A 23,594-nucleotide genomic window follows, 5' to 3' on the forward strand; every position below is an offset into this window, starting at 1 on the left:
GTGGGTTCCCGGCCGGGGATGGGCAGCGTCAACAGGCATGCGGAAAAAACGGCGATCGCACGCCGAAACATGGACTCCCCCGACGGATACCGGCCACTGGTCGCTCGCCGCCCCCCGGCGACATCCCGACCGTAGCCTCATCGGTGGCGATCACCCATCAGCAACACTCACTCCTTGTTGCCGTCTTCCCCCTTCGGCAGGCCCGAGTAGATCTCCTTGCACTCCGGGCAGACCGGGAACTTCTGGGGGTCGCGGTTGGGCACCCAGACCTTCCCGCAGAGCGCGCGGACCGGTGTCCCGCTCAGCGCGCTCTCCATGATCTTGTTCTTCTCGACGTAGTGGGCGAAGCGCTCGTGGTCGCCGTCGCCGTGCGACAGGTCCGGCCGGACGTCGCTCTCAGGGAGAATCTTCGTACTCACCCTGGTGATTTTATGCCCGCACCGTCGCGCCCCGGTCACCGGCGCGACGCCGCAGGCCCGGCGATCGGTCGCCGGGCCTGGGGATGAACCGTGTTCGAGTGCCTTCAGCCCATGTGGATCACGGCGCCCTCGCTCTTGCGCCCCGCCCTGACGAAGAGCGCGAGCAGCGCCGCGAGGACGGCCACCCCGGTGCTGACCGTGAAGCCGAGGTGCATGCCGTCCGGGAAGGACGAGTGCACGACGCCGGTGATGGCCTGCACGATCGGCTCGGGCGTGCCGGGGGCCGCGCCGGTCTGGGCGTAGGCGGCGCCCTGCTTGACCAGCTCCAGCTGCTCGGCGGGGAGTTCCGGAAGCTTGGCGGCCGCCCTGTAACCGGGCAGCACGTCGGCCACCTTGCCATCTCCGCCCGCCTGGAGTCGACCCTCGCCCTGGCCGAACGCTCCCTGCGTCCCGGCTGGGACCGCCCCGGGCACCCGGTCTAGTTCATCGACGGGTCGTCAGGACAGGTGGCCACATAGGCCAGCTCGCCCCGCTGGCGGCGGAGCACGGCCCGCCAGAGCGACTCGGGGTCGTGGTGGAATGTGTCGCCGAGCTCCGAGTCCACGACGTACCAGGCGCCCTCGCCGATCTCGCTCTCCAGTTGCCCGGCCGACCATCCGGCGTACCCCGCGAAGATGCGCATCTGGGCGATCTCCCCGGCGAGGATCTCCGGCGGCGCGTCGAGGTCGACGGTGCCGAGCCTGGAGACCGCCGCGGTGCCCGCGTGCAGCCGCCGCCAGCCGAGCGGCTCCTGCCCGCTCGGCACCGCGGCCAGCGCCAGGGCGCTGTCGGTCTGCACGGGGCCTCCCTGGAACAGCACGGACGGGCCGGTGACCATGGTGTCCCAGGTCGGGAGCACCTGGGTCACCGAGATGTCACTCGGCCTGTTGAGCACCACGCCCAGGGTGCCGCCGTCGAGGTCGTGCTCCAGCACCAGGACCACGCTGCGCCGGAAGTTGGGATCCTCCAGCTGCGGGGTGGCCACCAGAAGCCCACCGACGTAGATCGCCTCCGCCATACCTCCATCATGAGGGGTGAAGGCCCCTTCGCGCTGCTCCCCCCGCCCTTCTGATGACCCGGACCTCATGTGCCCGTCACGCGACGCGCACGTGAGGGAACTCCATGGAGCGAAGACCGCGGAACGGGACGGTGGCGACGGCCTGACAACGGGCCTCAGGCCTCCGTCATGCCCGTACGCGCACGACCGCCGGCCGACTCGCGCACCGCCGCCGCGACGGCGCCCGACACGTCCGGGTGGAACACGCTGGGGACGATGTAGTTGGGACCGAGTTCCTCGGTGGTCACCACGGCGGCCAGCGCCTTGGCCGCCGCCAGCAGCATCTCCTGGCTGACCACGGTGGCCTGCGCGTCGAGCAGACCGCGGAAGACGCCGGGGAAGGCCAGCACGTTGTTGATCTGGTTCGGATAGTCGGAGCGGCCGGTGGCGACCACGGCGGCGTGCTCGCGGGCGATGTCGGGCGAGACCTCGGGCTCGGGGTTGGCGAGCGCGAAGACCACGGCGTCCTTGGCCATCGTGGCGATGTCGTCGCCGTTGAGGATGCCGGGCGCGGACACACCGATGAACACGTCGGCGCCCTTGACCGCGCCGCGCAGGTCACCCGCGTAGCCGTCGGCGTTGGTGTGGTCGGCGATCCACCGCAGCGAGTCGTCCAGGTCCTGGCGCCCGCGGTGCACCGCGCCCAGGTAGTCGCAGACGACCACGTTGCGGGCGCCCGCCGCGAGCAGCAGTCGCAGCACCGCCGTGCCGGCCGCGCCCGCGCCCGCGAGGGCGATGCGAACCTCGCCCAGGTCCTTGCCGACCACGCGCAGCGCGTTGGTGAGCGCGGCCAGCACGCAGATCGCGGTGCCGTGCTGGTCGTCGTGGAAGACCGGGATGTCCAGCAGCTCGCGCAGCCGCCGCTCCACCTCGAAGCAGCGCGGCGCCGAGATGTCCTCCAGGTTGATGCCGCCGAAACCGGGGGCGATGATCTGCACGGTCCGCACGATCTCGTCGACGTCCTGGGTGTCCAGGCAGATCGGCCAGGCGTCGATGTCGGCGAACCGCTTGAACAGCGCGGCCTTGCCCTCCATGACGGGGAGTCCGGCGGCCGGGCCGATGTTGCCCAGGCCGAGCACCGCCGAGCCGTCGGTGACGACGGCGACGGTGTTGCGCTTGATGGTCAGGCGGCGGGCGTCCTCGGGATTGCGGGCGATGGCCATCGAGACCCGGGCGACGCCGGGCGTGTACGCCATGGAGAGCTCGTCACGGTTGCGCAGTGGCACCTTCGACCGCATCTCGATCTTTCCACCGAGGTGCATGAGGAAGGTCCGGTCCGAGACCTTGTGGATGACGACGCCCTCGACGCCCTCCAGCTTGTCGACGATCGCCTGCGCGTGATCGGTGTCACGCGCGGCGCAGGTGACGTCGATGCGCAGCGTCTCATGCCCGGCCGTGGTCACGTCGAGCGCGGTGACCACACCCCCGGCGGACTCTACCGCGTGGGTGAGCTGGCTGACGGCCTTGCCGCCGGCGGGCACCTCCAGGCGCACGGTGATGGAGTACGACACACTCGGCACGGTGGCCACAGCCGATCCGCTCCTTTGCGACTAACTTAAGTTGGGTTGCCTCCATCGTGCCATCACCAGGGGTGTGTACGCACCGGAGGTGGTGGACCCGCAGGTGTACATGCGGTCACGGAACACCTCGCCCCGGCCCGTCATGACGTTCGTCACCAAGGGCGGCCCCGGAGGGCGGGCCGCCGGGCCGGGTACTCGGAGGCGGGGTGCTCAGAACAGGGCGCTGGCCAGGTTCCTGCGGGCCCTGGCGATGGACGGATCGTCTCCGGGGAGCGTGTCGAACAGGCCGAGCAGGTGCACCCTGGCCCTGTCCCGCTCGGCCCCCGAGGTGCGGCGCACCACGTCGACGAGCCGGTCGAAGGCCCTGTCCACCTCGCCGGAGAGCATCTCGAAGTCGGCGGCCAGGAGCTGGGCCTCGATGTCGGCGGGGTCGGCCAGCCTGCTCTGCAGGTCGGCCGGGTCGACGTCCTGCGTCCTGCGGATCAGGCCGAGCCCGGCCAGGCCCAGCTTCGCGTCCTGGTTGTTCGGCGAACGGGCCAGCAGCCGCTCGTACGCGGCCACCGCGCCGTCGAGGTCACCGGCGTCGACGGCCTGCTCGGCGGCGAGCACGTCCGGGTCGACCGGGGGCTCCTGCGGCTGCTCCTGCTTGTCCTGGTCCTCCTCGGTGGGCGGCGGGAGATACTGCGCCAGTGCCTCCATGAGCTGCGACAGCCAGTCACGGAGCTGCGGCTCGGTGGCGATGCCCGGAACCACGGCCACCGGCTGTCCCTGGAAGATGGCGTACAGGGCGGGCACGTTCTGCACCCGGAGCGCCTGCGCGATCTGCTGGTTGATCTCAACGTCGACCCTGGCCAGGATCCACCGGCCGGCGTTCTCGGCGGCCAGTTTCTCCAGCAGCAGGCTGTACTGCTTGGCCTGCTCGGCGCGGGTGACGGTGAGCTCCAGCAGCACGAGGCTGTTCATGGAGCGTTCTACGACCTCGGTCGCGAAGTTGGCGTCGTCGACATCGATGACCGGCGCCGGAACACCGCCGGTTTCCTGCGCGGCGCTCTCCCGCCGCGCCTGTGCCTCCAGTGCCTGCTTGCGAGCGCCGAGATCGACGGCGCCGTAGAGCGATCCGGGTCGAGTGAAGTCCGCTGGGCTCATGGTTCCAATCCTGCCGTATCCCGGCCGGTGCCCCGACGCGGCCTCGCTAGAAACGTGCCGGTTCGGTGTGGACGCCCCACTCACCGCGCAGCACGTCGCAGATCTCACCCAGCGTGGCCTCGGCCCTGGCCGCGTCGAGCATGGCGGGGATCATGTCGCCCTTCCCCCCGGCCACCTGCCTCATCGCGGCCAGGGCGGCGTCCACGGCCGCCTGGTCACGGGCGGCGCGGCGCTCGGCGAGGACGCGGTTCTGCTCGCGCTCGACCTCGTGACCCACCCGGAGAATCTCCAGTGGCTCGTCGACGGACGCCGTGTGGCAGTTCACCCCGACGACCCTCTTCTCGCCCTTCTCCAGCTTGCGCTGGTAGTCGAAGGCGGCCTCGGCGATCTCGGATATGAACCAGCCGTCCTCGATGCCGCGCAGGATGCCCGAGGTCATCGTGCCGTCGACGCCCATCTCCCGGATCCTCGTGAAGATCGCCTCGGCCTCGGCCTCCAGCCGGTCGGTCAGCGCCTCCACGTACCAGGATCCGCCGAGCGGGTCGGCGACGTTGACGACCTCGGTCTCCTCCATGAGCACCTGCTGGGTGCGGAGCGCGATCTCCGCCGCCCTCGTGGAGGGCAGCGCGAGGACCTCGTCCAGCGCGTTGGTGTGCAGCGAGTTGGTGCCGCCGAGCACCGCCGCGAGCGCCTCGACCGCGGTACGCACCACGTTGTTGTACGGCTGCTGCGCGGTCAGTGACACGCCCGCCGTCTGGGTGTGGAAGCGCAGCCACTGGGCCCTGTCGGTCTTCGCGCCGTAGACGTCGCGCAGCCACCGCGCCCAGATCCGCCGGGCGGCCCTGAACTTGGCGATCTCCTCGAAGAAGTCGATGTGCGCGTCGAAGAAGAAGGACAGGCCGGGGGCGAAGACGTCGATGTCCAGGCCGCGCGACAGGCCGAGCTCCACGTAGCCGAACCCGTCGGCCAGGGTGAAGGCCAGTTCCTGGGCGGCCGTGGCCCCGGCCTCGCGGATGTGGTAGCCCGAGACGCTGAGCGGCTTGTACGCGGGGACCTCCGCCGCGCAGAACTCCATCAGGTCGCCGATCAGCCGCAGATGCGGCTCGGGGGCGAACAGCCACTCCTTCTGCGCTGTGTACTCCTTGAAGATGTCGGTCTGCAGGGTCCCGTTGAGCCTGGTGACCGGCACCCCCTGCCGCTCGGCGGCGACGGCGTACATGCAGAAGATCGGGACGGCCGGACCGCTGATCGTCATCGAGGTGGTGATGTCGCCGAGGGGGATGCCCTCGAAGAGCAGGTCCATGTCCAGCGCGGAGTCGATCGCCACGCCGCAGTGGCCCACCTCGCCGAGCGATCGCGGGTCGTCGGAGTCGCGGCCCATCAGCGTCGGCATGTCGAAGGCCACGCTCAGCCCGTCACCGCCCGCGGCGAGGATCATCTTGTAGCGCTCGTTGGTCTGCCGCGCGTTGCCGAACCCGGCGAACTGCCGGATGGTCCATGGCTTGCCCCGGTAACCGGTGGGATGCAGACCGCGGGTGAAGGGAAACTCCCCCGGCCAGCCGATGCGCTCCATCCGCGGGTCACCGCCGTCCGGACCGTAGACCGGCTCGACGTCGAGCCCGGACAGGGTGCGGAACCCGGCCTCACGCCTGCGGGCCCCGTCGAACCGCGCCTGCCAGCGCGCACGCCCCGCCTCGACCTGCTCAGCGTCCATGGCCAACCCCCTGTACGGCAGCGGCTTACCCCCGGCTTGTGGCCTCACACAAATACTAGGACGCCCTACTACTTCTCGACGAGAAAATCCCCGGCGGCGACGCGGAGGGTTCTGAGGAGGTCGAACATCTGGTCCAGCTCGTCCTCGCCGTACATCGGCATGGCGAAGTCGGCCCCCATCAGGTCGGCGGTCGCCTCGCGGGCGACCTCCCGCCCCCGGTCGGTGATCTCGGCGAGCACCCCCCGGCCGTCACGGGGGTTGGGCATGCGACGTACCAGACCGGCACCTTCCAGGCGGCTCACGGTGTTGGTCACGCTCGTGGGATGGACCATCAGACGCTCGCCGAGCCTGGAGAGCGGCAGCGCCCCGGTCCTGCTGAAGGTCAGCAGCACCAGGGCCTCGTACCTGGCGAAGGTCAAGTCATGCGGTTTGAGCAGCGTGTCCAGTTGCGACAGCAGGATCTGCTGCGCTCTCATGATCGATGTGACGGCGGCCATGGCCGAGGAGGGCCCGAAGTGAACGCGCCACGTCTCCGCGGCACGTTCGATGGGGTCAAACGGGAGATTCAGCTGACCGGTAACCACAGGGCTACGGTAGCGCGGCCTCATCCCGATTCGCCCATATACGTAGAGTCACCGGCCTGATGGCTTCACCAAGAACCCGGACGCCAAACGTCACGCTCCGTTATGGTTCCCACATCGAATGGTGAGGCCGTGGCCAAGTGGCCACGCTGACTCAGTCCGGCCTGCGGGGGAAGCGAGCCGGACCGGTGCCGAGGGGACCGGCATCCGCACATTCACGGCACGGGGGGTGCTTGATGAACGACAACTTGACGGCGTTCGAACGCCGGACGCACTTCGGCTACACCGGCTCGGCGTGGGTTCTCACCACGCCCGCCGGTGCGTGAGCACAGGGGCGTTTCACGCGAGGAACTCCAGCAGAGCGGGTTGATGGCGGTCGCCATCCTGCTCGTGCTCGGGGTGGTCGCGGCGTGGAGCGTCCTGGTTCCCGGTGTCAGCGCGTGGGAGAACATCATCGTCGCGGTGATCGGCTCGCTCCGGTTGACCGGCCCGGTGGCGGCCGCGTTCGCCGCGTGGGTGGCGGTGCGCAGGCGGCGCGGGACGGGTGGCCGATCGCTGACCCCGTGGCAGGCGGTGCGGGCGCCGCTGGCGATCCTGGTGGTGACGGGTGGCGCGTTCACCGCCACCGTCATGGTCCTGGCGGTCAGAACCATGATCACCGAGCAGGCCGGGCGGCTGCTGCCCAGCGGCCTGGTGATGGGCGTGGCCGGGCTGGCGCTGTACGTCGTCATCGGCTGGGTTATCGGCTGGCTGATGCCGTGGACGATCACGCCGGTCCTGGCCGGACTCGGCTGCTACAGCCTGTTCACCTGGCTGTGTCACGGGCCGACCTGGGCCGACCGGCTCGCCCCCGCCACGCGGGAGCCGTACGACCCGTTCCAGGGGCTGAACGCGGCGGCGTTCACCGACCAGACGCTCTGGCTGGTGGGGATCAGTGCGGCGCTCCTGCTCGGCTGGGCCGCGGTCGTGACGCGCCAGGCCCTGGTGCTGGCCGCCGCGCTGATCGCGGTGCTGGCGGCGGGGACCGGCATGGCCCGCCTGTTCACCGAGGAGCAGCCGGTCTCGGCCCAGCAGATCGTCTACAGCTGCCAGGAGTGGCCGATCATGGTCTGCGTGCACCCGGGGATGCGCGCCGGACTACCCGAACTGGGCTCGGAGTTCATCAAGATCGCCTCCCGGCTGGCCGGGACACCCGGGGAGTTCTCCCGGGTGGAGCAGCACCCCAGGCGTGATGGTTCCACCCTTTCCGCGGGCGTGATCGCGATCCACGTGGACGATCTGGCCGCGGGGTTCGCCGAGAAGGCGGCCGACGAGTTCGTCGACGGTCTGGCCGCGCGGTGTGACACCACTCCCGCGGCGGGCTACCGCGACATCGTGGCCGCGTGGCTGCGGGGCGAGCCGCTTCCCGGTGGGCCGCTCGCGGAGCACCGGTACGCGGCGGCGTGGTTCTCGGGACTCACGGACGTCCAGCGGCGCGACTGGCTCCGGCTCTACTACACGGATTTCACCGGCTGCCGGTTACAAAGCACTCACTTTGGCGGCCAGTCCGGGCAGACCGCCCAGACAGGGCAGTACGGCCAGCCGGGGCAGGGCGCGGGAGGCACCTCGACCGGGCCTGAGCCCAGGTCAGGCCCTGGCCGGCAGGCACCCGGCGGGCCGCCGCCGCCCGGGACGGGCATCCCGTCCGCCCCGTGGCGTGTCCCCTTCGCCGAAGGCGGCACACCGCCGTCGCCACGAGGTTGACAAGATCGGCATAGGCTCGGCGTGAGAAGGTCGGCCCCCGGGGAAGAAGAGCTTCGTGAAAGCCTCCCAAGAAGCTCCGCCCGAGACCCCCCAGGCGGCGCCTCGCAGGCGCCGCTGGCGTTTCCTCGCCGGGCTGCTCGTCGTCATGGTTCTTCTCGTCGTGGGTGCTCGCCTGACCTGGTCGTGGCTGAACCCGTTCGGCGAGACCACGATCGACCGCAGCCAGCCCGTGCTGCTGGAGTCCATTCACAACCTCAGCCGTTTCGAGGCCGCCACCGGCAACTTCCAGGTCGTGGTCGACCTGGAGAAGGACGCCGCCTTCCTGCCCGACGCGGTCAAGGGCAGCCGGACGCTCTTCGTCGGTGCCGGCGGCGTCGACGCCTACGTCGACTTCGGCAGCATCGGCAACGGCGGGCTGACGGTCTCCCCCGACCGCACCGAGGTCACGGTCAGGCTGCCCCGCGCCCAGCTGGAGAAACCGAACCTCGACAACAAGCGCTCCTACGTCTACGCCCAGCAGCGCGGCCTGCTGGACCGGGTCGAGGACTTCCTGTCCTCCTCCCCCTCGGACCAGCAGGAACTCTACGTGCTGGCCGAGAAGAAGATCGCCGAAGCCGCGCTGGCCAGCGATCTGCGCAACCGTGCCGACCAGAACACCAAGATCATGCTCGAGGGCATGCTGAAGGGTCTCGGCTTCGAGAAGGTCATCGTCAAGTTCGCCGACGAGACCTGACGCCCCCGCGTCCCCGCCCTCGACGGCCGGCGCGCCGCGCTCCTTGGGACACCTCGGAAACCCAGGAAGCGCGGTGAGGGTTCGCGGTCGCCGCGAACCCGTGCGCCGCGCAGTGCGGGGGATCATCCCGGCCGCCCCACCGCCGCCAGAAGCTCGTCGGCCGCGGTGTAGGGGTCGAGTCCCGCGTCCAGGACGCGGGTGGCGAGGGCGTCGAGGCGCCGGTCTCCGTGCAGGTCGGCGAAGCGGGAGCGCAGGCTGGTGAGGGCGATCGCCTCGATCTCGTCCCGGGCCCTGGCCTGGCGGCGGCGGACGAGCTCGCCCGCCCCCTCCAGATAGGCCAGGTGGCCGTCGAGGGCCGCGACCACCTCCTCGGCACCCTCCCCCCGCAGGGCCACGGTCGGCACGATCGGCGGTCTCCAGGGCCGGTCGACCAGAGCGATCATGTTGCGGAGCTCGCGGATCGCGGCCTGGGCGCCCTCTCGGTCGGCCTTGTTCACCACGAACACGTCGGCGATCTCCAGGATGCCCGCCTTGGCCGCCTGGACGCCGTCGCCCGTCCCCGGGGCGAGCAGCACGACCGTGGTGTCGGCCAGCGAGGCGATGTCGACCTCCGCCTGGCCGACACCGACGGTCTCGACGAGGATGACCTCGCAGCCGGCCGCCTCCAGGACGCGCAGCGCCTGGGGCGTGGCCCACGACAGCCCGCCCAGGTGACCCCTGCTCGCCATCGACCTGATGAACACGTCCGGATCGGTGGCGTGGTCCTGCATCCGGACCCGGTCGCCCAGCAGCGCTCCGCCGGTGAACGGCGAGGAGGGGTCGACGGCGAGCACGCCGACCCGCACGCCACGCCTGCGGAACACGTGGACCAGCATCCCTGTGGAGGTCGACTTGCCGACACCGGGCGGGCCGGTCAGGCCGATGATCCGGGCCTGGTGTGGCCGGTCGGCGCAGAGCAGCGCGGTGATCTCCCTGAGTCCGGGGGAACCGTTCTCGACCATGGAGATCAACCGGGCCACGGCCCGGGGTCGGCCCTCCCTGGCCATCGCGACCAGGTCGGAGACCTCCAAGGTCATGCCTGAGGAACGCGGATGATCAGAGCGTCACCCTGCCCGCCGCCGCCGCAGAGGCCGGCCGCGCCGAGGCCGCCGCCCCTGCGCTTGAGCTCGTAGGCGAGGGCGAGGACGATGCGGGCGCCGGAGGCGCCGATCGGGTGGCCGACCGCGATGCCGCCGCCGTTGACGTTGACCTTGTCGAGGGGGACGTCGAGCTCCTTGACCGACTGGAGGACCACCTGGGCGAAGGCCTCGTTGATCTCCACCAGGTCGAGGTCACCGGCGACGAGCCCCTGCTTGCCGAGGGCGTGCTTGATCGCGTTGGCCGGCTGGGACTGGAGCGAGTTGTCGGGCCCGGCGACGTTGCCGTGGGCGCCGATCTCGGCCAGCCACTCAAGGCCGAGCTCCTCGGCCTTGGCCTTGGACATCACGACGACGGCACAGGCGCCGTCGGAGATCTGTGAGGCGGACCCGGCGGTGATCGTGCCGTCCTTGGCGAACGCCGGTCGCAGCCGCGACAGGACCTCGACCGTGGTGTCCCCGCGCACGCCCTCGTCTGCGGAGAAGACCGTCGGCTCGCCCTTGCGCTGCGGGATCGCCACCGGCACGATCTCGTCGTCGAAGGTCCCGTTCTTGATCGCGGCGGCGGCGAGCGCGTGAGAGCGGGCGGAGAACTCGTCCTGCTCCTGGCGGGTCACACCGAAGCGCGCGTTGTGCCGCTCGGTGGACTCGCCCATGGCCACCTGGTCGTAGACGTCGGTGAGGCCGTCGAAGGCCATCGAGTCGATGATGCCGGCGGCGCCGTACTTCACGCCCTTGCGCAGGCCGGGCAGCAGGTGCGGGGCGTTCGACATGGACTCCATGCCGCCCGCGACCACGATCTCGAACTCACCTGCCCGGATGAGCTGGTCGGCCAGGGCGATGGAGTCCAGGCCGGACAGGCAGACCTTGTTGATGGTCAGAGACGGCACGGACATCGGGATGCCCGCGGCGACGGCGGCCTGGCGGGAGGGCATCTGACCCACACCCGCCTGGAGCACCTGTCCCATGATCACGTACTGCACTGCCTCTGGAGCGACGCCGGAACGCTCCAGCGCGGCTTTGATCGCGATGCCGCCGAGCTCGACGGCCGACAGGCCGGACAACGAGCCGAGCAGTCGGCCGATGGGGGTTCGAGCCCCGGAGACGATGACGGAAACGGACATAACAGGGGGCCTCCCTGACGGGGCTTGGAGCGACTTTGCCACCATACCCATGGGCACATCGGTGACCTTGAAGGAGGATGGCTCTATGTTCATGCGCATCGACCACGTGGGAATCGCCTGCCACGACCTTGAGGAGAAGATCGCTTTTTTCGAGCGGACCTTCGAGCTCACGGTGGTGGCCCGCGAGGTGAACGCCGAGCAGGGGGTGAAGGAGGCGATGCTGCACATCGCCGACGGCGAGGGCGGTGGATCCTATATCCAGCTCCTCGAACCGCTCAGCCCCGACACGCCGGTCGGTAAATTTCTCGCGAAGCGCGGGGAAGGTGTGCATCATGTCGCCTTCGGCGTTCCGGATGTCGTGCATGCCCTGGACACGATCGGCGGCCGGGGCGTCCGGCTGCTCGACGAACGGCCGCGCCACGGCTCCATGGGTTCGTCCATCGCCTTTCTTCACCCCAAAGACGTGGGGGGAATGCTTACCGAACTCGTACAGGCTCCGGAAAGGCAAGCCGGGACCATGTCGAATGCAAGAAACGCCGATACGTAACAAGTCGCGCATAAAGTCGGACGAGACCGCCAACTCGGCAACGGCGGAGTACGCTGGCGTACCACCGGACGTGGATCCCGCCCCGGCTCCCGCTTCGGATGCCTGAAACCCCCGTCCGGCCCGTGTAGCCGTCTCGACAACCCAGGATCGAGCCTCCATGCAGTCCGACATCGACGCCCAGCTCAACAACTTCTTTGAAGACGCCCCCGCTCGGGAATTCGACGTGGTGCTCCGGGGCTATGACCGGCACCAGGTCCACGACCATCTGAAGCAACTCGACGGCGAGGTTCGGCAGTTCCGGGAGCAGGTTCAGAACCTGCAGCGGGATCTGACCGACTCCCAGCGCCAGCTTCAGGAGCAGGAGCGCCCGACCTACTCCGGCCTCGGCGCCCGGATCGAGCAACTGCTCCGCCTGGCGGAGGAACAGGCGACCGAGCTGGTCCAGGCAGCCAGGTCCGAGGCGAACGAGATCAAGGCGGCCTCCAAGGTCGAGGCCGCCGACCTGCGCGCCGCCGCGGAGAACGAGGCCGCGGAGAAGCGTGCCCTCGCCACCCGCGAGGTCGACGAGATGCGCACCACCGCGGAGCGCGAGGCCGAGGAGATCCGCTCGACCGCCCGCCGCGAGGCCGACGAGCTGACCGCCACCACCGAGCGCGAGGTCTCCAAGCTGCGGGCCACCGCCGACCACGAGGTGGCCGAGAAGCGCGCCGACGCCGAGCGCGAGATCGCCAAGCTGCGCACCACCACCGAGCGCGAGGTGGCCCAGCTGCGCGCCTCGACCAAGCGCGAGCGTGACGAGGTCCTCACCACCGCCAAGCGCCAGGCCGACGAGATGCGCGCCCAGGCCCAGCGGGTGCTTGAGGAGTCCGAGGCCAAGCGGGCCCAGGACGAGGCGGAGTTCGAGATCCAGCTCGCCGCCCGGCGCGAGGAGGCCGAGCGCCAGGAGGCCGAGCGCCACGCCACCGCGCAGGCCGCCACCCAGAAGCTGGTCGCCGAGGCCGAGCAGCGTGCGGCCACCGCCGAGCAGCGCGCCACCAAGGCCACTCAGCAGGCCGAGCAGACCCGCCGCGAGGCCGACACGCACGCCAAGCAGCTGCTGGCCAACGCGCGTAAGAACGCCGACCAGGTCGTGTCCGAGGCCAAGTCGAGCGCCGAGTCCATCGTCTCCGAGGCCAAGTCGGAGTCCGAGCGGAGCCGTTCTGTCGCCCAGCGCCAGGTCGACGAACTGACCCGCCAGCGCGACAGCATCACCAGCCACCTCGCGCAGCTGCGCCAGCTGCTCGGTGGCGCGCCGCTTCCGGCCGCCGACCCGGAGCCCGCGATCACCGCGGCCCCGCCGAAGCCGGCCATCCCCGCCGCCACCAACGGTGCCGAGAAGCCGGTTCCGACGCCCGCCCGGGCGGAGAAGGACGACGACGCGGAGTGGTGGCAGGAATAGGCGGCCGCCGACTCCGGGGCGTTGACGACGGCTGACGAGAGAGCCTGGTGACCTTCACGGTCACCAGGCTCTCTCGGCTACCGGCCCTCTCTTACCCACCGTCAGGAGCGGCAGGGCCCGAAGCGCGACCTGCGCACGGTGCCCGCCGATGTCCCGTACGAGTTCTCGACCGCTTCCCCGCCGTGATGAAGCACTCGGTGGACGTGACCCCGGTGGTCGCCGTCGCCGCGGCGATCGCCCTGCTCATCCGCGAGGTGACGATCCCCCGGCAAGCTCGGTGATGAAGCCCGACACCGCCCGGTTGAACGCCTCGGGCTGCTCGATCGCGCTGAGATGGCCGGCCTTCTCGATGACGGCCAGCCGCCCGTCGGGCACCGCCTCGACCATCGCGTCCGCTTCCGCGGGCGGGGTGATCTCGTCCTCCTCGCCCACGATCACCAGGACCGGCGTCTTGATCCCCCGCAGCGTGTCAAAGGAGTCGGGACGACCGGCCATGGCCCGTTGCGCCCAGGCCGCGGCCATCGGCGGAGCCGACTGGACCAGCCCGCGCACCCGGCCGAACACCATCGCCCTGCTCCGCACCGTGGTCTGCCCGACCAGCCCCGGCAGCAACTCCGTCAGCAGGACGGAGGCACCCTCCTGAAGCACCGCGGCGGCGATCCGCTCGCGGTTGGATCTCGCGGCCTCCGGATCGGCGCCCGCCTTCGTGTCGGCGAGGATCACCCCCAGCAGCCGGTCGGGGTGGCGGCGGCACAGGGCCATCGTCACGTAGCCGCCCATGGACAGGCCGCCGACGACCGCGCGGTCGACGCCCTCGCTGTCCAGCAGGCGCACGACGTCGTCGGCCATCACGTCGAGGGAGGGGTCGTCCCCGCCCAGCACCGAGCCGCCGAAGCCGCGCAGATCGGGGGTGATGACCTTGCAGACCTCGGCCAGGCCCTCACGCTGGGCCAGCCACATGGCCGATGACAGGGGGAACGCGTGAAGGAGGACGACCGGAAGCCCCTCTCCAGCCGATCGCGTGTACAGCCGCACGCCGTCCACCGTATTCCCGGAGCCCTCATCTGGCACCCCCGGTTCCACAACCGTTTATGACGTTGTGGTAACTCCGCGGTCAACGAATGGGACCCGGCAGGCGATACGACGACGAGGACTCCGGGACGGGCCCGAACCCGGCAGGGTGCCTACGAGCCGGCGACCTCGGTGGGGAGAGGGTGGGCGGCCGGATTGACCCGCAGCACGATCTCGTTGAGGACGATCCGCACGTACGGCTCGCCGACCCACAGGTGCTTGGCGTCGTCCACCCCGACGACCTCGGCCTGGGGCACCCTGGCGAAGCGCTCGCGGGCCTGCTCGGGACGGAGATAGTCGTCGAACTCCGGAACCAGCGCGGTCAGCGGCCGCCCGAACTCCGCCCACCCGTCGAGGTCGGTGTCTCCTGCCCTGTGCAGCGGCGGGGAGAGCAGGATCGCCCCCTCCACCAGCGGGTCGCGGCCCCACTTGAGCACCAGCTCGGTACCGAAGGACCAGCCGAGCAGCCAGATCCGGGGCAGGTCGTGGAAGTCGGCGTACTCCAGGGCCGCGGCGACGTCCAGGCGCTCGTCCTCCCCCTTGCCGAAGGCCCCCTGGGACGTTCCCCGCTCGGAGGTGGTGCCGCGCGTGTTGAACCGCAGCACCGCCAGGTCGGCGAGGGCGGGCAGCCGGTTGGCCGCCTTCTTGTAGACGTGGCTGTCCATCATGCCGCCGTGGGTGGGCAGCGGGTGCAGGCAGACCAGTGTGGCCACCGGAGGCCGCTCCGCGGGAAGGGCCAGCTCACCGACGAGTGTCAGCCCGTCACCGGTGTGCAGCTCGATCGGCTCCCTGCGCGCGGGCAGCACCGTAGAGGCCCGGATCTCCATGTCTCTCCTCACCACGACCGGCGATCCACGCCGGTCAGTATCTGCTTCTGCCAGGACCGCGCCTGACCCGGTTGCGCCAGCACGCGGTGTGCCAGTGCCTGCGCTCCTCCTCGCCACCCTGCCAGGCGGGCCAGCTGACCAGGTGCGGCAGGCCCGGCCTGATCTCCTGGTCGCAGCCTGGGCAGCGGTAGAGCTTGTCCGCCGCACCACCGGTGACCCGGCGCACCTGCCAGTCACCGTCGGGCCACTCCTCCGTCCGGTCGACACCGGGCACGGAACCGCCGAAGGGGCGGGCCTGGCCCCGGTTGCCGCCGCGGTCGAACGGGTCGGCCCGGCGGGCCCTGCGCGGGCTCACGGCAGGTCTCGGAAGCTCCGGACCCCCGCTGCGACAAGCTGCTCCAGCAGCGGTGCGGGGGCGAGGAACGGTTCGCGGTACTCCGCGTACAGGGCGCGCAGGCCGTCGCGGACGGTCTCCAGGCCCAGCTCGTCGAGCATCTCGAACGGTCCCGCCGGGTAGCCGCAGCCGAGCCGCATCGCGTTGTCGATGTCGTCGCGGGTCGCGTAGCCGGAGTCGTACATCCGGACGGCGTCGTTGAGGTACGGGTACAGCAGCGCGTCGACCACGAACTCGGCCCTGTCCCGGCACGGCACCGGAACCAGGCCGACGAGCCGGACCAGCCCCCCCGCGGCGCGCGCGACCTCGGGCCCGGTGAGCGCTGTGGAGGCGACCTCGGCGACCTGGTCGCCCACCAGGTGCAGGCCGACCAGGCGCTCGGGGTGCGGGAGCCCGGGGGCCAGCTCGACGACCGGAACGCTGGACAGTGCGACGACCACCTCCGCGTCCTCCACCGGCACGATCTTGAGGCCCGCGGCGGAGAGCCTGGCGGCGAAGGCGTCGCCCCCCTCGCCCAGCACCGCGACCAGGCCGACCGAGGGCTCGTCCGCCGTCGGTGCCACCGGTTCGGAGGCCCGGTGGAAACCGCCACCCGCCTTGCGGCCGAGCAGTCCGGCCGAGACCCGCTCACGCAGGATCGGCGCGGCGGCGTGACGGCGGTCGGGACTCTCCTTGAACAGCACGTTCATCACCTCGTAGGAGGTGTCCAGGCCGATCAGGTCGAGCAGGGCGAAGGGACCCATCGGCAGCCCCGCGCCGAGCCGCATCGCGGTGTCGATGTCGTCGCGGGTGGCCACGCCGTTCTCCAGCAGGACGGCGGCATGGTTGAGGTAGGGCAACAGGAGCCGGTTGACCACGAACCCGGCACGGTCGCCGACGGTCACCGGGGTCTTGCCGAGCCGGTGCGCGAGATCGGCGACCTCGTCGGCCAGGCCGTCGTCGGTGACCAGCGTGTGGATCACCTCGACCAGTCTCATGACCGGGGCCGGGTTGAAGAAGTGCATGCCGATCACCCGGCCGGGACGGCCGGTGGTGGCCGCGATCGCGGTGACCGAGAGCGAGGAGGTGTTGGTGGCGAACACCGTGGACGGCTTGCAGATCCGGTCCAGGTCGGTGAAGAGCGCCCGCTTGAAGTCCATGACCTCCGGCACGGCCTCGATCACCAGGTCGGCGTCCGCGAGGTCCTCCAGCGAGGTGGTGAGGGTCACCCTGCCGAGGATCTCCGACCTCTCGGCCTCGCTCAGCCTGCCCTTGGCGACCGCGCGGCCCGTGGAGCCCTCCAGGTGGCCTCGGCCTCGGGTCAACGCCTCCGGACCGGCCTCCACGCCGATCACGGCGATGCCGGCACGGGCGAAGCACTCGGCGATCCCGGCGCCCATCGTGCCAAGGCCGACCACGCCGACCGTCTCGAAACTGCCCCTCATCGTTCTCTCCACCCTGTTCGCGGATCCCGCTCCGCGCGACAAACCGCCCGCTCCTTGAACCGCAACAGTCTCCCAGAGAGGGATCGGCTACCCAAAAGCCGGTCGGACATCCCGAGAGCCGAAAGAAAGTACTTGAATGGGAGTTGAGTAGTGATTAGTATTCGACTTCATGAAGACTGGAGGAGTCAGGGGAGACGACCTCACCCCGGAGGAGGCTCTGCGGCAGATCGGCGAGGTCGACCGGCGCACCCGGCGGCCGGCACGCGTCGCAGGCCTGCTCTACGCGCTCCTCGGCCTGAGCACGATCGGATACTGGCCGATCATGTATCTCGGCCCCACCTGGTCCCGGGCCGTGGCCGGGGTGGCGTGGGTGGCGCTGACCGTCGTGTTCACCTGGCACCTCGCCCGCATGGGCATCGAGGACCGCGAGGTCACCTGGGCCAACAGGACCACCGGGCCGGTGACGGTCACCTACCTCGTCGCCTTCCTGGCCGTGTTCGTGTTCGGGACGTTCTTCCGCCCCGACGACCCGGACCCAGGCTGGAGCGCGACGCTGATCGCACTGGCGGCCTGCGCGAGCGTCCCGCCCTGCTACGCGGCCTGGCGCGTGCTGCGGGCGGAGCGGTGAGCGGCGCGAGTGCTACGGGCTCGCACCCCCGGCACGACCTTGACGACGTCATCCACGCGCCCGTCCGACTGTCGATCATGGCCGCTCTGGCGGCCACCGACCGGGCCGAGTTCCGCTTCCTCCGCGACACCATCGAGGTCAGCGACTCCCTGCTCTCCAAGCATGTCATCACCTTGGAGGAGGCCGGCTACGTGCGCGTGGAGAAGGCCTTCGTGGGTAAACGCCCACGCACCTGGCTGGCCCTCACCGACGAGGGCCGCCGGGCGTTCCATGACTACGTCTCCGTGCTGAGACGCCTTACCGAGGGACCTCCCCCATGATCGAGATAAACGATCTGCACAAACGATACGGCGACAAGACCGCCCTGGACGGGGTGACGTTCTCCGTGAGACCGGGCGAGATGTTCGGCTTCGTCGGAGCCAACGGCGCCGGCAAGACCACCACGATGCGCATCCTGATGGGCGTGCTGACCGCCGACTCGGGCTCGGTGCTCCGCGACGGACGGCCCCTGACGTTCGAAGACCGGCGCCGGTTCGGTTACATGCCAGAAGAGCGCGGCCTCTACCAGAAGATGCGGGTCGCCGAGCAGGTCGAGTACTTCGGCAGGCTCAGCGGCCTGACCGCGAGCGGGGCGAAGAAGGCCACCGGCGACCTGCTCGAACAGCTCTCGCTCACCGAACGCGCGAACGACACGGTGGACGCGCTCTCCCTGGGCAACCAGCAGCGCGTGCAGCTCGCGGTGGCACTGGTGCACACCCCCGAGGTGCTCGTGCTGGACGAGCCCTTCTCCGGGCTCGACCCACTCGCCGTCGACGCGCTGGCCGGGGTGCTCGCCGCACGGTGCGAGGCGGGCGTGCCCGTGCTCTTCTCCAGCCACCAGCTGGACCTCGTCGAGCGGCTCTGCCACTCGGTCGGCATCATCTCCGCCGGCCGCATGGTGGCCAGCGGCACCGTCGACGACCTACGCGACCGGGAGGGACGCGGCCGGCTCAGGGTGGTCGTCAGGGGCGCCTCCCCGGGCTGGGCCGCGTCCCTGCCGGGTGAGGTCGTCGAGAACGGCGACGAGGCCCTCGTCTCGGACGTGGACGGCGACGGCCAGGACATCCTGCACCTCGCGGTCAAGGCCGGAAAGGTCGAGCACTTCGGCTGGCAACGGCCCACACTCACCGAGATCTTCAGGGAGGCGGTCGCGTGAGCGGGCTGTGGCTGGTCGCGCAACGGGAGATCATCACGCGCGGCCGTACGAAGGCGTTCGTCATCGGGCTGGTGGTGAGCGCCGTGCTGGTCGCCGCGCTCGCGTTCCTGCCCAAACTCTTCTCGGGGCCCGACTCCTACACCGTGGGGCTCGTCGGAGGGCAGTCACAGGCGCTGCAGCCGGCCCTGACCGGCCCGGCCAAGGAGATGACGATCGCCGTCAGGGAGTTCCCCGACGAGGCCGCCGCGAGCGACGCGGTCAACGCCGGCGACGTGGACGCCGCGGTGGTGGACGGCCGCAGGGTGCTCGCCGACGGCGAGGTCGACCGCGAGCTGGGCCTGCTGCTGGAGAGCGCGCACCAGACCGTCCAGACCCAGAGACAGCTGGCCGACGCGGGCCTGGACGCGGCCAAGGTCGCCCAGGCGATGCGGGTCACCCCCCTGGAGCAGGTCTCGGTCGGCGCCGACGCCCGCTACGCGAGCGTGCGGGTGGGCATCGCGTCCCTGCTGGTCATGGTCCTGTTCTTCCTGCTCATCTACTCCTCCATGTACGTCGCCATGGGGGTGATCGAGGAGAAGGGCAGCCGGATCGTGGAGATCCTGCTGACCTCGATCCGCCCCTGGCAGCTACTCGGCGGCAAGATCCTGGGGCTGGGCACCCTCGCGCTGGCCAACCTCGTCGTGATCATCCTGGCTGGTCTCGGCGCGGCGGTGGCGACCGGCTTCGTGGCCGAGTTGCCCCCGGGCATGACCGGCATCGTGATCAGCACCCTGTTCTGGTTCATCCTCGGTTACGCGTTCTTCGCCGCGCTGGCGGCGGCGCTCGGGTCGCTGGTGTCCAGGCAGGAGGACGCGAACAGTGTGCTGACGCCGATGACGATGCTCATGACGATCACCTACCTGGTGGCCTACTTCTCCGCGGTCCAGCCCGGCAGCGCGGTGGCCAGGATCCTGTCGCTGGTGCCGCCGTTCTCCTCGATGGTCATGCCGGTCCGGATGGCCGGGGGCGAGGTGCTCGCCTGGGAGATCGCGGTGGCGGCGGTCCTGATGCTCCTGGCGACGGTGGGCACACTGCTGCTCGGCGCGCGCATCTACCAGCGCGCCGTGCTGCGCACGGGGGGCCGCGTCAAACTCACCGAGGTGGTCCGCTGACCGTGCTCCCCCAAGCCGTACGGGTGAGCGGGGGCGGCTCACCCGTACGGACGCGGGCGGTGCGGTGGCGCCGCCGCCGTGCCCGGAACCCGGGGATCGGGGCGCCGCCGGGCCGATAGGCTTCGGTCATGCGTCTGGTCATCGCGCGGTGCAGCGTGGATTACGTCGGGAAGCTCACCGCCCATCTTCCGATGGCGCCTCGGCTCATCCTCATCAAGGCCGACAGCAGCGTCTCCATCCATGCCGACGACCGGGCCTTCAAGCCGCTGAACTGGATGAACCCGCCGTGCAAACTCCGCGAGGAGGAGGGCACCTGGACGGTGACCCACGGCAAGACCGGCGAGAAGCTCGTCCTCACCATGGAGGAGATCATCCACGACACCAGCCACGAGCTGGGCGTGGACCCGGGGCTTATCAAGGACGGGGTCGAGGCCCACCTGCAGGAGTTGCTCGCCGAGCACATCACCACCCTGGGCGCGGGCTGGACCCTGGTCCGCCGCGAGTACATGACGGCGATCGGCCCGGTGGACATCCTCTGCCGCGACCACACGGGCGCGACAGTGGCCGTGGAGCTCAAGCGGCGCGGCGACATCGACGGTGTCGAGCAGCTCACCCGCTACCTGGAACTACTCAACCGCGACCCGCTGCTCGCCCCGGTACGGGGTATCTTCGCCGCCCAGGAGATCAAGCCGCAGGCCCGCGTGCTCGCCGCCGATCGCGGCATCGACTGTGTCACCCTCGACTACGACAAGCTACGGGGCATCGAGCGCAACGACACCCTGTTCTGAGCAGGTGCCGGGTCGAATTCCCCACGGCCGCCCCGTCCAGGAACGCGTCCCATTCGAGGGGCGTGAAGAGGACGAGGAAGGCGGTCGCGGCCCGCTGCTCGTCGAGCTGATGAGCCGAAACTGGGGCTACCGGTGGCCGGTTACCGACGGCAGGGTCGTCTGGTGCGTGATCGGCGGCGATCCCGTACCCGGTAGTGGGAGATCCGTTCCGAGGTCGCCCCCCGGAGCATGACACGGTGGAAAATGCCCGCCTTCGGCTGTGGACACCAGCCGGGCCGTGTCCTCCGAACGGTGGACACCGGGTTCAACCGAACGTTGGTGCCGCGAAACCCGGGCGGGCGCGAGGCTTGGGACATGAGCACAGCGGTAAGAGTGCGGGGCCTGACCACGCCGCGGGATACCTGCTGAAGGACACCTCCAGAGCGGACCTGCTCGCCGCGATCCGCTCCGCGGCGCAAGGCGAGACGGTACTGTCCCCGTCGGCGGCGACCAGGCTGGTCACCCGGATGCGTGCGCCGGTGACCGAGTCGCTGTCGCCGCGCGAGGCAGAGGTGCTCTCCCTGGTGGCCGGGGGGCTGACCAACGCGGAGATCGGCAAGGCCCTGTTCATCAGCGAGGCCACCGTCAAGACCCACCTGCTGCGCGTCTTCGGCAAGCTCGGCGTCTCCGACCGCACCGCCGCCGTGACCACGGCGCTGGACCGTGGACTGCTCGTCCGTTAGTCCCGCATTCCGCATTGACTCCGGTCCATCTGGGATCATTACTCACGGTGCTGGATTCCTCGCGGCTTTCGACCCATGTCGCTACCGGGTCTCCGGAAACCGGCCGACCATTTCCCCGAAAGCCAACCCGCCATATATCACATGACACTGTCTATCAGCGATTGACAGTGTTTTTAGCACATCATTTCGCGTACAGGGGGAACTGCGCAAAACGCGATACATACCGGGGACGTTCCCGTGGGTAAGCGCTTCGACTTCCGGCATGACCACATCTCGCGGATACCGGCGCCCTTGAAGGTCCTCGGTGACAGTCCGGAGATTTTCCTGGTGAAGATGCGTTCCGCGGAATTCGGGGCCGTGCACGTCTTCGCACCGACGGCCTCGTCGTTCGAACGGATCCCCGCAGGTCACGGCCCCGTGGGGATCCCCACCGGTGGTGTCGACGACCGGCGGCATCGGGCGGCGGACACCGCCCCGGCAAGTGGACGGTCCAGCTTGTAAGTAATTGTTTACTGCGCAACGACTTCCGGTCTATCGTGAGCGGAACGTGCCCGTACGGTCCGCTGCTCGCAGCCGGGGCGGCGGGCATCTCGCCTTTCCGGCGGGCGCCGACCTCCCCCGAGCGGCGTTTCGCCTTCCAGGGCACCCGTCACGGCACAGAGGAGACGACCTTGACCACGGCGACCGGACAGCGCACCTTCGACTCTCTCGACCCGGCCACCGGTGCTGTCGTCGGCACCCACCCGATCCAGGACGCCGCGGCGGTACGCGCCGCCGTGGCGGAGGCCGGAACCGCCGCCGCGTGGTGGGCCGGGCTGGACCGGGCCGAGCGCAGGCGTCGACTGCTCGACTACAAGGCGATCCTCGCGCGTGATCTGACCAGGATCGCCCGCCTCGTCCATGAGGAGACGGGCAAGCCCGAGGCCGACGCCACCCTGGAGGTCGTCCTGGCCATCACCCACCTCGACTGGGCCGCCAGGAACGCGCACAAGGTGCTCGGGATGCGGCGGGTCTCCCCCGGACTGGTCGGCGCCAACATCGCGGCCACCCTGGAGTACCTGCCGCTGGGAGTGGTCGGGGTAATCGGGCCGTGGAACTACCCGGTGTTCACCCCGATGGGATCGATCGCCTACGCGCTGGCCGCGGGGAACGCCGTGGTGTTCAAGCCCAGTGAGCTGACCCCGGGCGTGGGCGTGCTACTGGCCACCCTGTTCACCGAGGCGGTACCGGAGCACCAGGTCTTCCAGACCATCACCGGGCTGGGCGAGACCGGCGCGGCCCTGGCGGGGGACCCCGAGGTGGCGAAGATCGCCTTCACCGGCTCGACCGCCACCGCCAAGCGGGTGATGGCCGCGTGCGCGACGAACCTGACGCCGCTGGTCGCCGAGTGCGGCGGCAAGGACGCACTGATCGTGGACGCCGACGCCGACCTGCCCGCCGCCGCGGACGCGGCGTTGTGGGGCGCGCTGTCCAACGCGGGCCAGACCTGCGTCGGGGTGGAGCGGATCTACGTGGTGGACGCGGTCTACGACGCCTTCATGAAGGAGCTCACCGATCGGGCCGGGCAGGTGAAGGCCGGACGCGACTACGGCCCGATCACCATGCCCGCCCAGCTGGACATCATCCGGCGGCATATCGACGACGCGGTCGCGGGCGGCAGGGCCGTGCTGGGCGGGACCGGCTCGGTCCGGGCGCCCTTCGTCGACCCGGTGATCGTCGAGGACGTGCCCGAGGACTCCTCCGCGGTCCGCGAGGAGACGTTCGGCCCGACGGTGACGGTGAAGCGGGTCGCCGATGTGGAGGAGGCACTGGAGAAGACCAACGCCACCGCGTACGGCCTGGCCGGGACCGTCTTCTCGGGAAACACCCGGCGGGCTCTGGAACTCGCTCGCCGGATGCGCGGCGGGATGACCGCGATCAATTCGATCATCTCCTTCGCGTCGATCCCCGCACTGCCGTTCGGCGGGGTCGGAGACTCCGGCTTCGGCCGTATTCACGGCGCGGACGGGCTGCGGGAGTTCGCCCGTCCCAAGGCCGTCTCCCGTCAGCGCTTCGCGCTGCCCGGGATGAACCTCACCTCGTTCACCCGTAGCCAGAAGGAACTTGACCGACTGGTCAGGCTTGTCACCTTCTTGCATGGACGACGTAGGTAATAGCACAATGCCCCTTCCACAAAAAGGATCTTGCACCCATAATG

At 70.1% G+C, this 23,594-nt stretch carries 23 protein-coding genes and 1 pseudogene; 11 read left to right on the forward strand and 13 right to left on the reverse strand.

Going from position 1 to position 23,594, the window contains the following annotated elements; genetic code table 11:
* Positions 1 to 167: 167 nt before the first annotated feature.
* The 7 genes from IG98_RS0105585 to IG98_RS0105615 form a co-directional block, all read right to left on the reverse strand.
* A complete protein-coding gene (locus IG98_RS0105585) occupies positions 168 to 419 on the reverse strand; it encodes a DUF3039 domain-containing protein (protein WP_030906465.1) in 252 nt (83 codons plus the stop codon).
* A 104-nt stretch (positions 420 to 523) separates the two neighbouring features.
* The gene (locus IG98_RS0105590) at positions 524 to 802 is read right to left on the reverse strand and encodes a hypothetical protein (protein ID WP_157594172.1); all 279 of its coding nucleotides are present in this window, start codon (positions 800 to 802) and stop codon (positions 524 to 526) included.
* A gap of 95 nt (positions 803 to 897) precedes the next feature.
* Positions 898 to 1,476 carry a YqgE/AlgH family protein gene (locus IG98_RS0105595; RefSeq protein WP_030906470.1) on the reverse strand — a complete coding sequence of 193 codons (579 nt, stop codon included), beginning with the start codon at positions 1,474 to 1,476 and terminating at the stop codon, positions 898 to 900.
* Between the two features lie 155 nt (positions 1,477 to 1,631).
* Positions 1,632 to 3,044, reverse strand: a complete 1,413-nt coding sequence (locus tag IG98_RS0105600) for an NAD-dependent malic enzyme (RefSeq protein ID WP_030906473.1) — start codon at positions 3,042 to 3,044, stop codon at positions 1,632 to 1,634.
* Positions 3,045 to 3,245: 201 nt separating this feature from the next.
* The gene (locus tag IG98_RS0105605; RefSeq protein WP_030906476.1) at positions 3,246 to 4,181 is read right to left on the reverse strand and encodes a tetratricopeptide repeat protein; all 936 of its coding nucleotides are present in this window, start codon (positions 4,179 to 4,181) and stop codon (positions 3,246 to 3,248) included.
* A 46-nt stretch (positions 4,182 to 4,227) separates the two neighbouring features.
* The gene (gene icmA / locus IG98_RS0105610; RefSeq protein WP_030906479.1) at positions 4,228 to 5,895 is read right to left on the reverse strand and encodes a coenzyme B12-dependent isobutyryl-CoA mutase large subunit; all 1,668 of its coding nucleotides are present in this window, start codon (positions 5,893 to 5,895) and stop codon (positions 4,228 to 4,230) included.
* Between the two features lie 68 nt (positions 5,896 to 5,963).
* Positions 5,964 to 6,503, reverse strand: coding sequence for a MarR family winged helix-turn-helix transcriptional regulator (locus IG98_RS0105615; RefSeq protein ID WP_051751629.1), 540 nt, complete (start codon positions 6,501 to 6,503; stop codon positions 5,964 to 5,966).
* A 291-nt stretch (positions 6,504 to 6,794) separates the two neighbouring features.
* Between IG98_RS0105615 and IG98_RS0105620 the strand changes: the two genes are divergently transcribed.
* Together IG98_RS0105620 and IG98_RS0105625 are read left to right on the forward strand one after the other, a co-directional pair.
* Positions 6,795 to 8,219: a hypothetical protein gene (locus tag IG98_RS0105620; RefSeq protein WP_211263886.1), complete on the forward strand. Its 1,425-nt coding sequence runs from the start codon at positions 6,795 to 6,797 to the stop codon at positions 8,217 to 8,219.
* A gap of 55 nt (positions 8,220 to 8,274) precedes the next feature.
* Entirely contained in the window at positions 8,275 to 8,952 is a 678-nt protein-coding gene (locus IG98_RS0105625) for a DUF4230 domain-containing protein (protein WP_030906488.1), read from the forward strand.
* 122 nt (positions 8,953 to 9,074) lie between these two features.
* Here the strand turns inward: IG98_RS0105625 and meaB are convergent, their stop codons facing one another.
* Together meaB and IG98_RS0105635 are read right to left on the reverse strand one after the other, a co-directional pair.
* Positions 9,075 to 10,022, reverse strand: coding sequence for a methylmalonyl Co-A mutase-associated GTPase MeaB (gene meaB / locus IG98_RS0105630; RefSeq protein ID WP_425427992.1), 948 nt, complete (start codon positions 10,020 to 10,022; stop codon positions 9,075 to 9,077).
* Positions 10,023 to 10,024: 2 nt separating this feature from the next.
* Positions 10,025 to 11,212: an acetyl-CoA C-acetyltransferase gene (locus IG98_RS0105635; RefSeq protein ID WP_030906496.1), complete on the reverse strand. Its 1,188-nt coding sequence runs from the start codon at positions 11,210 to 11,212 to the stop codon at positions 10,025 to 10,027.
* An 85-nt stretch (positions 11,213 to 11,297) separates the two neighbouring features.
* On the opposite strand from IG98_RS0105635, the gene mce reads away from it, so the two are divergent.
* On the forward strand, positions 11,298 to 11,759 hold the full coding sequence (gene mce / locus IG98_RS0105640) for a methylmalonyl-CoA epimerase (protein WP_030906499.1): 462 nt from the start codon (positions 11,298 to 11,300) through the stop codon (positions 11,757 to 11,759).
* 157 nt (positions 11,760 to 11,916) lie between these two features.
* Complete coding sequence (locus tag IG98_RS0105645; protein WP_030906502.1) at positions 11,917 to 13,197, forward strand: DivIVA domain-containing protein; 1,281 nt, start codon at positions 11,917 to 11,919, stop codon at positions 13,195 to 13,197.
* 243 nt (positions 13,198 to 13,440) lie between these two features.
* Here IG98_RS0105645 and IG98_RS0105650 read toward each other — a convergent pair whose 3' ends face one another.
* The 4 genes from IG98_RS0105650 to IG98_RS0105665 all read right to left on the reverse strand — a co-directional run bounded on the left by IG98_RS0105650 (position 13,441) and on the right by IG98_RS0105665 (position 16,913).
* Positions 13,441 to 14,232, reverse strand: coding sequence for an alpha/beta fold hydrolase (locus IG98_RS0105650; protein WP_030906505.1), 792 nt, complete (start codon positions 14,230 to 14,232; stop codon positions 13,441 to 13,443).
* Positions 14,233 to 14,381: 149 nt separating this feature from the next.
* On the reverse strand, positions 14,382 to 15,095 hold the full coding sequence (locus IG98_RS0105655; RefSeq protein ID WP_030906508.1) for an alpha/beta hydrolase: 714 nt from the start codon (positions 15,093 to 15,095) through the stop codon (positions 14,382 to 14,384).
* 34 nt (positions 15,096 to 15,129) lie between these two features.
* Entirely contained in the window at positions 15,130 to 15,450 is a 321-nt protein-coding gene (locus tag IG98_RS0105660) for a hypothetical protein (protein ID WP_030906511.1), read from the reverse strand.
* A complete protein-coding gene (locus IG98_RS0105665) occupies positions 15,447 to 16,913 on the reverse strand; it encodes a 3-hydroxyacyl-CoA dehydrogenase family protein (protein WP_030906513.1) in 1,467 nt (488 codons plus the stop codon). Before IG98_RS0105665 ends, IG98_RS0105660 begins: the two co-directional genes overlap by 4 nt.
* 169 nt (positions 16,914 to 17,082) lie before the next feature.
* On the opposite strand from IG98_RS0105665, the gene IG98_RS48385 reads away from it, so the two are divergent.
* From IG98_RS48385 to IG98_RS0105700, 7 genes and pseudogenes are all read left to right on the forward strand, one after another.
* Positions 17,083 to 17,541, forward strand: coding sequence for a hypothetical protein (locus IG98_RS48385; protein ID WP_037969443.1), 459 nt, complete (start codon positions 17,083 to 17,085; stop codon positions 17,539 to 17,541).
* Positions 17,538 to 17,861, forward strand: a complete 324-nt coding sequence (locus IG98_RS0105670; RefSeq protein ID WP_037969444.1) for a winged helix-turn-helix domain-containing protein — start codon at positions 17,538 to 17,540, stop codon at positions 17,859 to 17,861. Before IG98_RS48385 ends, IG98_RS0105670 begins: the two co-directional genes overlap by 4 nt.
* A complete protein-coding gene (locus tag IG98_RS0105675; protein WP_030906517.1) occupies positions 17,858 to 18,736 on the forward strand; it encodes an ABC transporter ATP-binding protein in 879 nt (292 codons plus the stop codon). The genes IG98_RS0105670 and IG98_RS0105675 overlap by 4 nt, the downstream gene beginning before the upstream one ends.
* Entirely contained in the window at positions 18,733 to 19,887 is a 1,155-nt protein-coding gene (locus tag IG98_RS0105680) for an ABC transporter permease (RefSeq protein WP_030906519.1), read from the forward strand. The genes IG98_RS0105675 and IG98_RS0105680 overlap by 4 nt, the downstream gene beginning before the upstream one ends.
* A gap of 128 nt (positions 19,888 to 20,015) precedes the next feature.
* Entirely contained in the window at positions 20,016 to 20,675 is a 660-nt protein-coding gene (gene nucS, locus IG98_RS0105685) for an endonuclease NucS (RefSeq protein ID WP_030906521.1), read from the forward strand.
* A 389-nt stretch (positions 20,676 to 21,064) separates the two neighbouring features.
* Positions 21,065 to 21,397, forward strand: a pseudogene (locus IG98_RS0105690) (helix-turn-helix domain-containing protein); the annotation flags it as partial.
* A 536-nt stretch (positions 21,398 to 21,933) separates the two neighbouring features.
* Entirely contained in the window at positions 21,934 to 23,550 is a 1,617-nt protein-coding gene (locus IG98_RS0105700) for an aldehyde dehydrogenase family protein (protein WP_425427986.1), read from the forward strand.
* Positions 23,551 to 23,594 lie beyond the last annotated feature (44 nt).

Source organism: Streptosporangium amethystogenes, from assembly GCF_000721075.1.
Classification (GTDB): Bacteria; Actinomycetota; Actinomycetes; order Streptosporangiales; family Streptosporangiaceae; genus Streptosporangium; species Streptosporangium amethystogenes.